The organism is Nocardia vinacea (assembly GCF_035920345.1).
Classification (GTDB): Bacteria; Actinomycetota; Actinomycetes; order Mycobacteriales; family Mycobacteriaceae; genus Nocardia; species Nocardia vinacea_A.
Genome location: NZ_CP109149.1, coordinates 8715447 through 8728549 on the forward strand (window position 1 = coordinate 8715447; position 13103 = coordinate 8728549).

Sequence of the window (13103 nt, forward strand, 5' to 3'; positions counted from 1 at the left end):
AGCCCGGCCATGGTCGACAGGCAATGCGTGCCGTTGACTGAGATTCTCCTGGATTAGCGAATTGAGGGCATCCTTTGGTCAATTTCGGTTTCTTCGATGAATGGCATCCCGAGGGCGGTCGGCTCACCGCATGGACAGCGTCGCCGAGCTCGCGGGCGGCGGTGCGGACCGCCCCGATACACGCAACAGGTCCCTCTTACCAGCAGGAGGCGTATCTGCGGACCGCGTATCGCAATGCCGATGCGGGCGTTCGAGCTTCGCGATTGTGCATGATTGCCTTCGATATTCCGGGTGCTCCGGTCCGCGATGCGCTGACCCGCGCATGCAACGCATTCCTGCGACGGCACGACACGTTTTGGAGCTGGTTTTCGTTTACCGCAGATGGCCGGATCGTGCGGCATGTGGCGCGGCCGGAGGATATCGAATTCGTCGCTACCGACCACGGTGAATTCACCGACAGCGTCGCGATTCGCGAGCGGGTACAGGCCGAAACGCCGGGTCCGTTCGAATGGGATTGCTTCAGCTTCGGCGTGATCGATCACGGCGATTCGTTTACGGTGTATGGCGCAGTGGATCATCTGCACACCGACGGGGTTGCGCAGGCGCTGTCGTGTGTGGATCTGCTGACGCTGTACGGCAACGAATTATCCGGCGGCCGAGTGCCTTCCGCGCCCGTCGACGGTCACCTCGCCTATTGTGCGCGCGAACGCGGGCTCAATGAACAACTCACGCTCGCATCACCGCAGATCCGGCAGTGGGTCGAGCTGCTGCACCTCAATGATGGTGATATGCCGTCGTTTCCACTGGATCTCGGACTGACCGACGGGGACCATATACGGGGTGCGCAGGTGACGCTGCCGCTGATGAGCGAGGCCGAAGCATTGCGATTCGAGCAGGTCTGCCAGGACCACGGCGGCCGATTCATCGGCGGGCTATTCACCGTGCTCGCCATGACGGAGCTCGAATTGACCGGTCGGGATCGGTATTTCGGACTCACCCCGGCCAATACCCGCGCCACACCCGGCGAGGCGACCTCGGTGGGCTGGTACACCAACCTCATTCCGGTCACCGCGGCGATCCGGCCGGATGACACCTTCACCTCCCTCGTTGCCTCGGTCCAGGACGCAACCGGGCGGGCCAAGGAGCTGACCGATATTTCGCCGCACCGAGTGCTCGAGCTGGTCACGCCGGATCTGGGCATCCGGACGAAGCCGGGCTGGGCGGCGCCGATGCTGTCGTATGTCGACGTCCGCAGGATGGCGGGCGCGGAAATGTTCGATCGGATCAACGGCGGTCTGTACGGCAATCGGGCCAGTGCGACCGAGGTCTACCTCTGGATAAACCGGTTCAACGAGGTGACCACGCTGAGCCTGATGTTTCCGGATACCCCGCAGGCGCACGCGTCGATCGACCGGTATGCGAAGGCGCTGACCGCGGTTATTACCGCGGTGGTCGCGGACGGTGACTATGCCGTGCGGGTCGACGTCTTGTCATGATTGTCCGGCTTTTCCGCGTCGCCCCTTGCTTTGCCGACGAGGCGCTGGTGACCAGCGCGACCCGGGCACATGACGCTGATCTGCGAAATACACTGCCGCCGTTTGCATTACGTCCTGTGGCCGCAATCACCGGGCTCGTCGGGGTCGTACTGCTGGCGCGAGCGGACCGGTACGGCTACTTCGGTGACGAACTGTACTTCTTATCGGCCGGTCATCGGCTCTCCTTCGGCTACGTCGACCAGGGCCCATTGCTACCACTCATCGCTCGATGCGTGGACTGGATTGATACGGGTTCACTTGTCGCACTGCGTATTCCGTCGATCATGGCGGCTCTGCTCGCGATCGTCACGGCCGCCGCGTCGGCCCGCGAATTCGGCGGCGGGCGTTTCGCGCAGGTACTGGCGGCACTGGCCTACGCCTGCTGCCCGTTCGCGATCACCCAGTCGGCCACGCTGTCGACCTTCGCCCTCGATGCCACATTGGTTTCGGCGCTGATCTGGTTGACCGTGTACTGGATTCGGATTCGTGACGATCGGCTCCTGATCGTGGCCGCCGCGGTGGTCGCGCTGGATCTACAGGTGAAACTATTGGCTCCGGTGCTGATCGCCGGTATCGGTCTCGGCGTCATTGTTTTCGGTCCGAGAGATCTGCTTCGGCCGCCTGCCGTGTGGTTCGGTGCCGCGTTTTCGGTGGTGTCGGTCCTACCAGGACTGGTGTGGCAGGCGCGGCATGGGTGGCCACAACTGGCCATGGGTGCGACGATACGAGCCGAACAGCAGGCCGCGAGCGGTGGCGTCGCCGGATTGCCGATGCAGTTCGCCATGCTGACCGGCATCGGCGGATTCCTTGCCCTGGTTGGCATTTGGGCCTTGACGAGGCATTCCGCGCTGCGGCCGTATCTGTTCGGTGGGCGAAGGCTACGGGAATCGCCCTGTCCGCGCTCGCCGCGACAATCGCTGTGGCCGTGGTGTTTCTGTTGCCGGTATCGTCGGCTGCCCGAGATCGGCCGACGAATACACAGAGCGAGTTGTCCACCCGAATGCGCGTATTCGGCACCAGCGGTTGGTACGAACTGGCCGCAGCCGTCGATATCGCTTACCGCACAGTCTATCTCGATGAGCGCGCCAACACAGTCGTTGTTACGCAAACCTATTGGCAAGCGAGCGCGCTGGACCGACTCGGCCGCACCGACCGGCCCGCGATCTACAGCCCCAACCGCGGATTCGCCTACTTCGGTCAGCCGTCGGAGACCCACTCCACGGTGCTGTACGTCGCTCCTGAAACAGCGGAACCGATTTTGCGACATACATTTTCGGATGTCACGTCGGTGGCGCGCATTGATGATCGACGCGGATTTCCCGGTATCAACCGCGAGATCGTCATCTGGCGCTGCGACCACATCATCCGCCCCTGGGCCGAAACCTGGCCGCAACTGATCACCAACGTGCTCGACCCGGGTATCTGACATCCCCGTGGTTTTCGAGGAAAGGGACTCTCAATGACATATACGAGCACCGGCATTGCCTGGTTCCAGCGAACCTGGTCGCTGCCAGAGCTTGTCGATCGCAAAGGCGAGCGCATCGTGTCCGTCGTCATCCCGGCGCTCAACGAGCAGGACACCATCACCGATGTGATCGCCTCGATCCGCGAGCTCGTCGGCACGCTCGTCGACGAACTGATCGTCATCGACTCCGGCTCGACCGACGACACCATGGTGCGAGCCCGAGCGGCCGGTGCGACCGCGGTCTACACCCGCGAGCAGGCCCTCGGGGGACTGTCGCCACGCCCGGGCAAAGGCGAGGTGCTATGGCGCTCGCTGGCGGTGGCAAACGGTGATGTCATCGTTTTCCACGACTCCGACCTAGTGGCGCCGGACCCCCGATTCGTACCGGCCTTGGTGGCGCCGCTGCTATTCGACGAGCAACTGAAGCTGGTCAAGGGCTTCTATCGGCGGCCACTGGCCACCGATCCATTCGGCGACGCCGACGCCGGCGGGCGCGTCACCCAACTGGTGGCGCGTCCATTGCTCGCCGCGCTGGCCCCCGAACTCGCGGAGGTGCTGCAGCCGCTCGGCGGGGAATACGCGGCGACGCGAGACCTGTTGACCAGCATCCCGTTCGCGCCCGGCTACGGCGTCGAGATCGGCATCCTCATCGATACCTGGCAGCGCCACGGCGCACCGGCTATCGGCCAGGTGGACCTCGGCACCCGGATCCACCGCAACCGGCCCACCCACGAGTTGGCCGCCATGAGCCGCCAGATTGTCGCAACCATGCTCGACCGGTTCGGTATTCGCGACTCGGGCCGCGGGTTGATCCAATACCGCCCCGACGGCACGACTTGGCGACGCACAACGAGCACGGTCTCCCTGGCCGACCGCCCCGCTATGTCGGCGCTGCCCCCGCCACCGGTAACCGACGAAATCGTCTCCGCCGCAGTCGAACACACACTTTTTGCCTGGTAGAAACTTTGTATCGCTCAGGAGTATTCGTGATCGGTTCCATCGACAGCACCGGGCCTGCTCGAGTCCGCTTGTTGTGTGTCGCAATGGTTCTCGTGATCTGCGGCGCACCTGCCGCTATGGTGCACGCCCAGCCACCGCAGGAACCGATAGCGGTGTCCGCCGACGGGTCGCGCCTGGACCGCATCCAGCAACGGAACGACCGCCTGATCGACATATCCGTGTATTCGGCCGCGATGAACACCGTCTTCCCCGCACAGGTGTTGCGCGCCCGGGACGAGGACGCGTCCGCACCCACGCTGTACCTGCTCAACGGGGCCAATGGCGGTGTCGGCGGCAGTTGGTACGACGAAACCGATGTGGCGGACTTCTTCCGCGATAAACAGGTCAATGTCGTCATCCCCATCGGCGGCGCGGGCAGCTATTTCACCGATTGGAAGTCCGATGATCCGCTGCTCGGGCGGCAGCGCTGGACGACCTTCCTGACCGAAGAACTGCCGCCGATCATCGACCGGGCATTCAACGGCAACGGCGCCAATGCCATTGCCGGGCTTTCGATGTCCGCGACCTCGGTGTTCCAACTCGCACTGTCGGCGCCAGGCCGGTACCGGGCGATCGGTTCGTACAGCGGTTGCGTCCGCACCAGTGATCCGCAGGGACAGGCGTTCGTCACCGGCGTCGTCGCGCGGTGGCGCGGCAATGCCCTGAATATGTGGGGCCCGCCCGCGGATCCGGCGTGGGCCGCCAATGATCCCTACCTGCACGCCGATCGGTTGCGCGGCACCGCCATCTATGTTTCCGCGGGCACCGGTGCACTCGGCCCGTTGGACACCCCTGAAGGCACGCGGGGCGACCTGATCCAGCTCGTGTGGCAGGTGATGTTCGGTGTGCCGCTGGAAGCGGTCATGAACATGTGCACCCACCAACTGCATGACCGGCTCGAATCCCTCGGCATTCCCGCCACCTTCGATTTCCGATCGAACGGCACGCATTCCTGGGGCTATTGGCAGGAGGACCTGCACAAGTCCTGGCCGATACTCGAAGCCGCGCTGACCGAGTGAGTGTCGGCTCGGTGCGCGTCATCGAAATCCGCCGAAGGTTTTGTGTCGCTTCACCATCGACCGCCAGGTGCGTATCACACACCGAAAATCTGTCGTAGCGTGACCGACCCACGCCGCAGTCGAACGGGGAAATGCCATGACGGTCACGAATGAATCGATCGAGCCGAATTTCGCGGCATTATCGCGCAAGATCGTGAACCGCCTCGAAAGCGTACCGGTCGACGGGCTCGATGGCGCCGTCCGGAGCAACCTGATCACGATCGCACGCTGTGGCCTGGAAGGGGTCACCGCCGCGATTCGTACGGGCCGGCCGGTGCCGGAGCGGACCGTCGCCCGGCTCGAGGCCATCGCGGCCAGAATGGCGGATCGGGAGTTGCCGATCGCGCTGATCCAGCACGTCATGCACGCCGGTATCAAAGCTGGTTTCGAACTCGTCGCATCCGAGAGGCCGCGCTCGGTTCGGCAGGGGTTCTTCACCGACGGCGCCCGGCTCATCCAAGCGACACAGACGCTTTCGACCGCGGTATTGCGCGGGTACGTCGGCGAAGTGCGTTCCATGACCGGTGATCGCAGAATCGCCGCGCAGACGCTGGTATCGGCACTGCTGGCCGGAAAAGCGGATCCGACGATGGCGCACCGATGCGGTGCCGAACTTTCGCCGTCCTATTTCGTGGTCGCGGTCGCACTGGGGCCGCATCCCGACGAGAACGATCGTCGACTCGATTCCCGGGTGGTCGCGCGCCGCAAGCTGCGGCGCGTTCAAGCCGAGCTGGCGACCATTCGTGAATGCCGGGTGCTATCGATACTCAGCGTCGACGGCGGAACCATCCTGATCCCAACGGAATTCGCGGCCGATGTCGAAGAACGGCTGGACGATCTGATCGCTCGGCTGACGCGCGCCGCTGCCGCGCCGATGACCGCGACATTCACGGCGTCGCCGCGCAGCCGGATTCCCCCCGCCGCCGACCGCGTGCACAAACTGCTCGACCTCGCCCTGCGCCTGGATCGCGGACCCGGATTGCACCGGTTCGAAGATCTGGCACATGAGTACCAACTGATCCAGCCGGGTCCCGGCTACCAGCACCTGCGCGCGATCCTCGATCCACTGCGGGCCGAGCCCGGACTCCTCGATACCCTTCGCACCTACTTCGCCGCGCAAGGCAAACGCGCGCCGACCGCCCGCCGACTCGGCGTCTCGACCAGCGCCGTGCGCCGCCGCCTCATCAGAATCGCCGAATTGACCGGACTCGATCCCGAAAACGCCACCGACGCCTGGTATCTGAGATCGAGTCTCGTCGCCCGCACTTTCGCAGACTTTCCATCGAGGCAATCACCGGGCACGACGTTATGCCTGGTCGGGTCCTGAGTCGTCGGTGTCCGGCGGCGCAGCCGGTAATCCTTCGCTCGCCCGTAGCTTCTCCGCCATGGTGGCCAGCAGATTCTGCGACTCCTCGGAAAGGTCGAATGCCCGGCTCGATAGTCGCCGCAGGTGGTAGCCCTGGAGCTGAGACAGCAGTTCCAGGTCGTGGTCGATTTTGGCGGCGTAGACGTCGTTGAAGAAGTAGTCCGGTTTGACCTTGAAGAACTTGGCGAGGGCGGCCATGGTCTCGTTGGACGGGTTGGCGCGCTGTCCCGACCGCAACTGGGACAGATAGGGTTTCGAGATCGGGTGCCCGGAGTTCGTCAACGCGTCGGCGACTTCCGCATTGGTATGCGAGCGGCGGCCCGGGGGATGCACGGTTTCGAACAGCTTGTTCAACCGCTCGGCGAAATCAGCCATCTGAGGTGCCCATCTTCTTCGCTGTCCCTGGTGAACCGATCATCGGTTCGATTGTGCTGTCGACGAAAACCGCTCCAGCCCAGCGGGTCCGAAGTCGAATCGCAAATGTGTTCGGTTGATCACCCGTGACTGCCCGGTAGGAAACGGATCGAAACATCGGCCTCGCAGGTTACCGTGCCCGCTCGCGGACCACTCGGGCGACGTCGATGCGTTGCACGAGCCGGCTCGCCGGCAGCTGCGACAGCGCCGCGGCGGCGACGACCGCGGCGACCGCCAGCACTGGCGGTATCGCGAGTCGAACATCCGCTGTCAACGATGCCGAGCCGGCAGTTCGCCGACTATCCGTCGTTCGCACGACACCCACATCGGAGCTTTGTTCGACGGCGAAACTGTTGCGCTGCTATCGAATCCGGTGCACTCGCTCGCGCGAGGATGTCAATGTGGAGTCGCGTTGATGGCGTCGCGGACCGTGGTTTCCTGGTTGCCGAGGAATTTCGGGTCCGGATGTACAGCCATATCGAAAACGGCCTTGGTAGCGGCGATTTGGTCGCGTAGCCAACATTTGTTGTAAACGAGGTTGTGGGGCTGGGTATCGTCGCCGATGCCGGTGGCATCGATGCCCGCGTCGCGGCATAAGGCGATGGTGCGGGGCAGGCTGAAATCCTGTGTGACGACAATGGCTTTGCGCACCCCGAAGATTTCGTGTGCGCGGACGCAGGATTCGTAGGTGCTGAATCCAGCGTAGTCGAGGGCGATCTTATTCTCGGGCACGCCCTTGCGCACGAGATAACTCCGCATGGCGGTGGGTTCGTCATAGCTCGGGCGGCCGTTGTCGCCGGTGACCAGCAGCGCCTTGACCTTCCCGGTTTCCAGCAGCCTGCGACCGAGCTCGAGACGGGCCACAAGATACGGCGACGGCTGACCACTCTGGTAGACCTGCGCACCGGGAATCAGCGCCACCTCGGCGGCGGGAACGGTATCGACCGAGTATTTGTAATCGCCTGCCTGGTATCGAATCCAGACGATCGAGCTCACGCCGACGATGACGGCGCATATAGCCGTGCCCGCCACGATCCGGAGCAGTGTGCGCACGCGAAGCCAGGACCTCAACCTCCCCCGACTCCGTGCCATGAGGTCACGAAATCCCATTCCAAGAGTCTGCCAGATCGCACCACACAGCTCTGCCCACCAATCCGGGGTCCGGGTCCGCTCAGCGGAATAGTGCGGCGGCGATCAGCAGTTGTAGAGATATGGAGATCACCGAGTTTCCCGGATACGAGTGGACAACCGTCGCGGATTCGCCTGTGCGAGAGTTGTTTCCGGGCATTCGCTCGCGGGCGCTGTGGCGCGGGGCGAACGGCGCGAAAGCGTATGTGCTGGAAATGGATCCGGGCACCGCATGGGACGGTATCGATCTGCACGAGCCCGGACCGGAGGAGGTTTTCGTAGTATCCGGCACATTCAACGACGGATTCCGCGACTACCCGGCCGGATCGTTCATCCACGCTCCGGCCGGATCGTCACACATCCCACAGTCGATCACCGGCTGCACGCTATTCGTCTTCTACCCGGAGGGCTGAAAGCCGTCGGGTGGTGAGCTAGTCCCGGTTGAACCGCTCCCGGACCGCGTCCATTCGCGCGCGCAACTCGTCCGGGACGATCAATCCATGATCCATCAGTGTGTGGGCCGTCACGACGACCGATCGGGTGTGTACGGGAAAGTCGTGGTAGATCGTCTCACCGAGCGCATCCTCGGCATGGCGGCGTGCCAAGTTGTCCAATGCGCCACGCCAGGACAGGCATTCGCATGTCGCCTGCATGCTCGATTCCCAGGGGTCGGGCTTGCGGTCGAGTTCGGGCAGCGCGTTCTCCCGCCGCGACTCTGGATCCAGCGTGCGCAGGAGAACGTCGTAAGGGCTGCTTGTCACCGACCGCTCCTTCCCGAGGCGGCCTCGACCTGGTCCGGCGGTGCCTGCGCGGTCCAGTCGATCTGCGGCACGGCCACGCCGATCATCGTGTCCCGGGTGACGATGGCCGCCAGCTGTTCCTCCGTCCAGCCCTCGGTGCCCGCCGGGCGCATCGGCATCACCATGAACCGGGACTTCTGGTTCGAATCGTGCACCCGGACCTCGACCTCGGGCGGAATGTGCAGGCCGAATTCGGCGAGTACCTCACGGGGCCAACGCACCAGGCGCCGACGGTAATTGGGGGTGCGGTACCAGTCCGGCGACATACCGAGAACCGGCCGCGGGTAGCACGAACACAGCGTACAGACGATCACGTTGTGCACCTCGGGCGTGTTCTCCAGCACGTAGAAGTAGGTGTAGTCGCTCGGCGTTCCGGATCCGGTCGGGTCGCGCCAGTCGATGCCGACCTCCTTGCAGGTCTCGGTGCCGTCGGCGAGCAGGCGTGCCTTGAACTCGGGATCCGTCCACGCCCTCGCGACCAGTCTCGATCCGCCGTGCGGACCGACAGATTCCGCCCATTCGGAGAACCGTCGGTGGTCTTCTTGCGAAAAGAGGCCCTTCTCGATGGCGAGCTCGCGAACCGCGGTCTCCAGGATCTCGAACTCGCTGATCTGCGAGCTCGTCTGGATCGGCGCGTGCGCCCCGTGATCGTGGGTCTGACTCACTTGGCATCCTCCTCTGCGGGCTCGAGCCAGCGCTCGGAGACCTCCGTCTCCAGGGTGTCGACGTCGAAGCCGGTGTATTTGGGCCAAAGATCTGTCTGGCGGAATCGCACGACGTAGAACGGTTCGAAGCGACCGTCCTCACGTCCCCACGCCTCGTCTTCCGGAATCACCCATTCGGGCCGGTATTCGACGACGACACCCGTTCGACCACGGGTGTAGGCCTGGGTGCGAGTGTGGAACATCGACGTCGCGTTTCGAACCCGGACGCGATCGCCGATTTCGTATTTCCTGGTCATTGCCGCGCCTCCAGCCGTGCGCGTACCGCGTCCAATTTCGCGGACAGTTCGTCCGGGGTGATCAAACCCTTGTTGATCAAAACCTTCGCTGCGACGGTCGCCCAGCGCGCGTAATAGGGCAGGCCGAAATACAGCGTCGCGCCGAGGTCGTTCTCGGCTCGTCGGCGCTCTTCGGAATTCCACACGCCACGCCAGCCGAGGCATTCGCAGGTGACGTAGGTGTTCATCTCCCACGGTTCTTCATCTTTTTCGCGGTACTCGACCGGCACATCCGGCTGTCCGCCCACGTCGTGCAGGACGTGTCGGAGTGCGGTGAACAATTCGTTCGAGATCTCGTATGGCGAGTCCAGCGGTTTGCGGAACACGGGAGCGAGATCTGCTACGCGAGTTTGAACTTCGTCGAATCGGTTCGGTGAACTCATGAGGTCTCCGTAGTGACGGATCCGATGTTCCCCCGGCCGAGTGATCGCATACGGCGCACACCCGGTTGCGGGGCCGCGAGCCCCTATTCAAATTGCATTGATCCGACTGACAAGGCTACACGTCAAGATCGTTCGATTGAAGACGCCGCCGCCTGCCGTGTCACCCGAAAGGCCACCATGACCTGCTCGGACGCGGGTTCTGGGCGGTGCACGCGCAGCGCAGCTCGGGCGGCACGTCGGACAGCACCTGTTCGATGTGCTCACCGCACCCTCGGTAGGTGGGCTTACCGCATTTCGAGCAATCGGCACGTTGACACATCGGGTCTCCTTCAGGGTTGGTACCCGCAGGGGTATAGCGGAGTCTTTCACTCGACCCTGCGGCGGGTAGCCGACAGGGGTTTGTGACAGAATCATCAATTTCGAATAGTTGGTCACCTGCGGACGCTTGGGAGCTGCTGCCGAGCGTCAAGGGCGTCGGCTCCGAACGCGCATACCAATACCTCACCGAATCACTGCAGTGCTTCGGCGGTTCCGGAGATCGAGTTGAAGAGAACTGTTCAACCTGGGTCGGAGATGGGCTGAGCCCAGGTCGACCGGGAGTTGCTGACCATTGCTGCGTTTATGAGGAAATCATCAGTTATTGTGTTATCGTACCGGTGTTGTGCGTGATCGCTTTGCTGATGTGTCAATCGGTGGCTCGGTGAGAGGACTCGTATGTCCCGGTATCTGTTCGCCCTCGGCCAGGTCGTAGCGCGTCGTCGCTGGTGGGTGCTGGCACTGTGGATCGTCGGGCTGGTCGGCGCGATCGGTTTCGCCGCCGGCGCCGGTGGCAAGACCAACGACAACTTCACCGTCCCCGGCACCGAGTCGCAGGATGCCGTGTCATTGCTGCAGCAGCGGATGCCGGCATTCAGTGGCGCGCAGATGCAGGTTGTTTTCGAAACCCCCGGCATGGTCAAGGTGACCGACCAGCAAGTGACCGCCGAGATCGAACAGGCTATGGCGGGGTTGAAGGGACTGCCGCAGGTCGCGGCGGTCGTCGATCCGTTCCAGGCGCAGGCGGTGTCGCCGAATCAGCGCGTGGCACTCGGCAGTGTGCAGTTCTCGGTGTCGGCGGGTGAGGTCGGCGAGGAGACCCTCGACGAGGTGGATCGCGTCGCCGACTCGGCTCGCGATGCCGGTCTAACGGTGGAATTCTCCGGTGCGGTGTATCCGGGCTTCACGGCCGAGATCCCGCATACCCCGGAGATTCTCGGCATCGTCGCGGCATTCATTATCCTGCTGATCACCTTCGGTGCGGTGGTCGCCGCCGGACTGCCCATCATTACGGCGTTGGTGGGTGTGGGTATCGGGCTTACCGGGATTCTGGGCGTGGCCGCCTTCGTCGATGTGGCCTCGGCGGCGACGTCGCTGGCGCTGATGCTCGGCCTGTCCTGTGGGATCGATTACGCGCTGTTCATCCTGTCGCGGCATCGGCACCAGATCGTGCTGGGCATGGCCGCGGCCGAGTCGATTCCGCTGGCGGTCGGAACTGCGGGCAGCTCGGTGGTGTTCGCGGCGATAACCGTGATCATCGCACTGTGCGGCCTGGCGGTCGCGGGCATTCCCTTCCTCACCGTCATGGGGCTGACGGCAGCGGGTGCGGTGCTGGTCGCCATGCTGGTCGCACTGACACTGCTGCCCGCGCTACTCGGCTTCGCCGGCGATATGGTCGCCAAGTTCATCTCGCCGCCGCTGCATCCGGGAAAGGCGGAGGAGGTCGCGCGCATCGCCGCCTACGAGCCCGAACGCACATTCGGGCACGCGTGGGGCCGATTCGTCACCCGATTCCGGATCCCGATGCTGGTTCTCGGTATCGCCATTCTCGCCGCACTGGCCATCCCGGCCACGCGCATGGACCTCGGATTGCCCAGTGGTGAAACGCAATCGGAGTCGAGCACCGCGCGCAAGGCATACAACATCGTCAGTGGGTCGTTCGGCCCCGGTTTCAACGGACCACTGCTGGTTGTCACCGACCTGTCGGCCGCTACCAGCCCGGACGCCGCGCAAACACTGATGGGCCGACTGCGGCAGGTGCCCGACGTCGCCGCCGTCCAGCCCGCCGGCTCCGACAACGGGTTGCTGCTGGTGCAGGTCATCCCGAAGACCGGTCCCAACGACTCCGCGACCACCGATCTGGTGCACCGGCTGCGTGACGATCGTGACAGCATCGAAAGTGGCACCGGCGCAAAGTATCTCGTCGGTGGCACGACGGCAGCGAATATCGACACCTCGAACCAGTTGGCTAAGGCGCTGCCTATCTTCCTCGCGGTTGTCGTGGGTCTGGCGCTGGTATTGCTCACGATCGCGTTCCGCACGATTCTCGTCCCGCTGTCGTCGATCGTCGGATTCATCCTGTCGGTCTTCGCCGCCCTCGGCGCACAGGTTGCGGTATTCCAATGGGGGTGGGGTGCAAGCCTTTTCGATGTGACCAAGGCGCAGACGCTGAGCTTCCTGCCGATCATCACGCTGGCCATCATCTTCGGCTTGTCCAGTGACTATCAGATCTTCGTGGTATCCCGGATCAAGGAGGAGCACACGCGCACCGGTCAGGCGATCAGTTCGGTGCAGAACGGCGTCGCGCACTCCGCGCGCGTCGTCACCGCCGCGGCGCTGATTATGTTCGCGGTATTCGTCGCCTTCACCACCACCGATAATCCGATCGTCAAACCCTTGGCGTTCACCCTGGCGGTCGGTGTCCTGCTCGATGCCTTCATCGTCCGGCTGACGCTGGTACCCGCGGTCATGGCCATCATCGGAAACCGCATGTGGTACCACCCGCGCTGGTTCGCGCGCTACGTCCCCGACCTCGACATCGAGGGTGTCGAACTCGAACGCCGATTCAGCCACGACACCGAAGCCGAAGTGCCGCAAGACATTACCGGTGTGTCATGACGCCCGCTAGCCGAGTAGCGC

The 13103-nt window shown here is 63.8% G+C and carries 13 protein-coding genes and 1 pseudogene; 8 read left to right on the plus strand and 6 right to left on the minus strand.

The window, feature by feature from the left end; genetic code table 11:
• Window positions 1–74: 74 nt before the first annotated feature.
• From OIE68_RS39380 to OIE68_RS39400, 6 genes and pseudogenes are all read left to right on the plus strand, one after another.
• Window positions 75–1496 (plus strand): condensation domain-containing protein, encoded by a 1422-nt coding sequence (locus OIE68_RS39380; protein ID WP_327095973.1) that lies wholly within the window; start codon window positions 75–77, stop codon window positions 1494–1496.
• Window positions 1493–2203 (plus strand): annotated as a pseudogene (locus tag OIE68_RS47265) (glycosyltransferase family 39 protein); the annotation flags it as partial. The gene OIE68_RS39380 and the pseudogene OIE68_RS47265, both read left to right, overlap by 4 nt.
• Window positions 2204–2523: 320 nt before the next feature.
• A complete protein-coding gene (locus OIE68_RS39385; protein ID WP_327095974.1) occupies window positions 2524–2961 on the plus strand; it encodes a hypothetical protein in 438 nt (145 codons plus the stop codon).
• Between the two features lie 33 nt (window positions 2962–2994).
• Window positions 2995–3960 carry a glucosyl-3-phosphoglycerate synthase gene (locus tag OIE68_RS39390; protein ID WP_327095975.1) on the plus strand — a complete coding sequence of 322 codons (966 nt, stop codon included), beginning with the start codon at window positions 2995–2997 and terminating at the stop codon, window positions 3958–3960.
• 83 nt (window positions 3961–4043) lie between these two features.
• Window positions 4044–5018 (plus strand): alpha/beta hydrolase, encoded by a 975-nt coding sequence (locus OIE68_RS39395; protein ID WP_419150842.1) that lies wholly within the window; start codon window positions 4044–4046, stop codon window positions 5016–5018.
• Window positions 5019–5154: 136 nt separating this feature from the next.
• Window positions 5155–6384, plus strand: a complete 1230-nt coding sequence (locus OIE68_RS39400) for a helix-turn-helix domain-containing protein (protein WP_327095977.1) — start codon at window positions 5155–5157, stop codon at window positions 6382–6384.
• Here OIE68_RS39400 and OIE68_RS39405 read toward each other — a convergent pair.
• Together OIE68_RS39405 and OIE68_RS39410 are read right to left on the minus strand one after the other, a co-directional pair.
• A complete protein-coding gene (locus OIE68_RS39405) occupies window positions 6364–6798 on the minus strand; it encodes a helix-turn-helix domain-containing protein (protein ID WP_327095978.1) in 435 nt (144 codons plus the stop codon). The genes OIE68_RS39400 and OIE68_RS39405 overlap by 21 nt on opposite strands.
• A gap of 435 nt (window positions 6799–7233) precedes the next feature.
• The gene (locus OIE68_RS39410; protein WP_327095979.1) at window positions 7234–7890 is read right to left on the minus strand and encodes a SanA/YdcF family protein; all 657 of its coding nucleotides are present in this window, start codon (window positions 7888–7890) and stop codon (window positions 7234–7236) included.
• Window positions 7891–8048: 158 nt separating this feature from the next.
• Between OIE68_RS39410 and OIE68_RS39415 the strand changes: the two genes are divergently transcribed.
• Window positions 8049–8378: a cupin domain-containing protein gene (locus OIE68_RS39415; protein WP_327095980.1), complete on the plus strand. Its 330-nt coding sequence runs from the start codon at window positions 8049–8051 to the stop codon at window positions 8376–8378.
• Window positions 8379–8396: 18 nt separating this feature from the next.
• Here the strand turns inward: OIE68_RS39415 and OIE68_RS39420 are convergent, their stop codons facing one another.
• Genes OIE68_RS39420 through OIE68_RS39435 form a run of 4 tightly spaced genes read right to left on the minus strand, consistent with a single transcriptional unit; the run spans window position 8397 to window position 10148 of the window.
• Window positions 8397–8726, minus strand: coding sequence for a ScnB (locus OIE68_RS39420; RefSeq protein WP_327095981.1), 330 nt, complete (start codon window positions 8724–8726; stop codon window positions 8397–8399).
• A complete protein-coding gene (gene scnC / locus OIE68_RS39425; protein WP_327095982.1) occupies window positions 8723–9430 on the minus strand; it encodes a thiocyanate hydrolase subunit gamma in 708 nt (235 codons plus the stop codon). The genes OIE68_RS39420 and scnC overlap by 4 nt, the downstream gene beginning before the upstream one ends.
• Entirely contained in the window at window positions 9427–9726 is a 300-nt protein-coding gene (locus tag OIE68_RS39430) for an SH3-like domain-containing protein (protein ID WP_327095983.1), read from the minus strand. Before OIE68_RS39430 ends, scnC begins: the two co-directional genes overlap by 4 nt.
• Window positions 9723–10148: a hypothetical protein gene (locus tag OIE68_RS39435; protein WP_327095984.1), complete on the minus strand. Its 426-nt coding sequence runs from the start codon at window positions 10146–10148 to the stop codon at window positions 9723–9725. The genes OIE68_RS39430 and OIE68_RS39435 overlap by 4 nt, the downstream gene beginning before the upstream one ends.
• 714 nt (window positions 10149–10862) lie before the next feature.
• Here OIE68_RS39435 and OIE68_RS39440 point away from each other — a divergent pair.
• Window positions 10863–13082, plus strand: coding sequence for an MMPL family transporter (locus tag OIE68_RS39440; protein ID WP_327095985.1), 2220 nt, complete (start codon window positions 10863–10865; stop codon window positions 13080–13082).
• Window positions 13083–13103: the final 21 nt, after the last annotated feature.

Coding starts and splice junctions, on each gene's coding strand:
- OIE68_RS39405 (WP_327095978.1), bottom strand. CDS start 6,798: ATGGCTGATTTCGCCGAGCGGTTGAACAAGCTGTTCGAAACCGTGCAT.
- OIE68_RS39390 (WP_327095975.1), top strand. CDS start 2,995: ATGACATATACGAGCACCGGCATTGCCTGGTTCCAGCGAACCTGGTCG.
- OIE68_RS39415 (WP_327095980.1), top strand. CDS start 8,049: ATGGAGATCACCGAGTTTCCCGGATACGAGTGGACAACCGTCGCGGAT.
- OIE68_RS39440 (WP_327095985.1), top strand. CDS start 10,863: ATGTCCCGGTATCTGTTCGCCCTCGGCCAGGTCGTAGCGCGTCGTCGC.
- OIE68_RS39430 (WP_327095983.1), bottom strand. CDS start 9,726: ATGACCAGGAAATACGAAATCGGCGATCGCGTCCGGGTTCGAAACGCG.
- OIE68_RS39395 (WP_419150842.1), top strand. CDS start 4,044: ATGGTTCTCGTGATCTGCGGCGCACCTGCCGCTATGGTGCACGCCCAG.
- OIE68_RS39435 (WP_327095984.1), bottom strand. CDS start 10,148: ATGAGTTCACCGAACCGATTCGACGAAGTTCAAACTCGCGTAGCAGAT.
- OIE68_RS39400 (WP_327095977.1), top strand. CDS start 5,155: ATGACGGTCACGAATGAATCGATCGAGCCGAATTTCGCGGCATTATCG.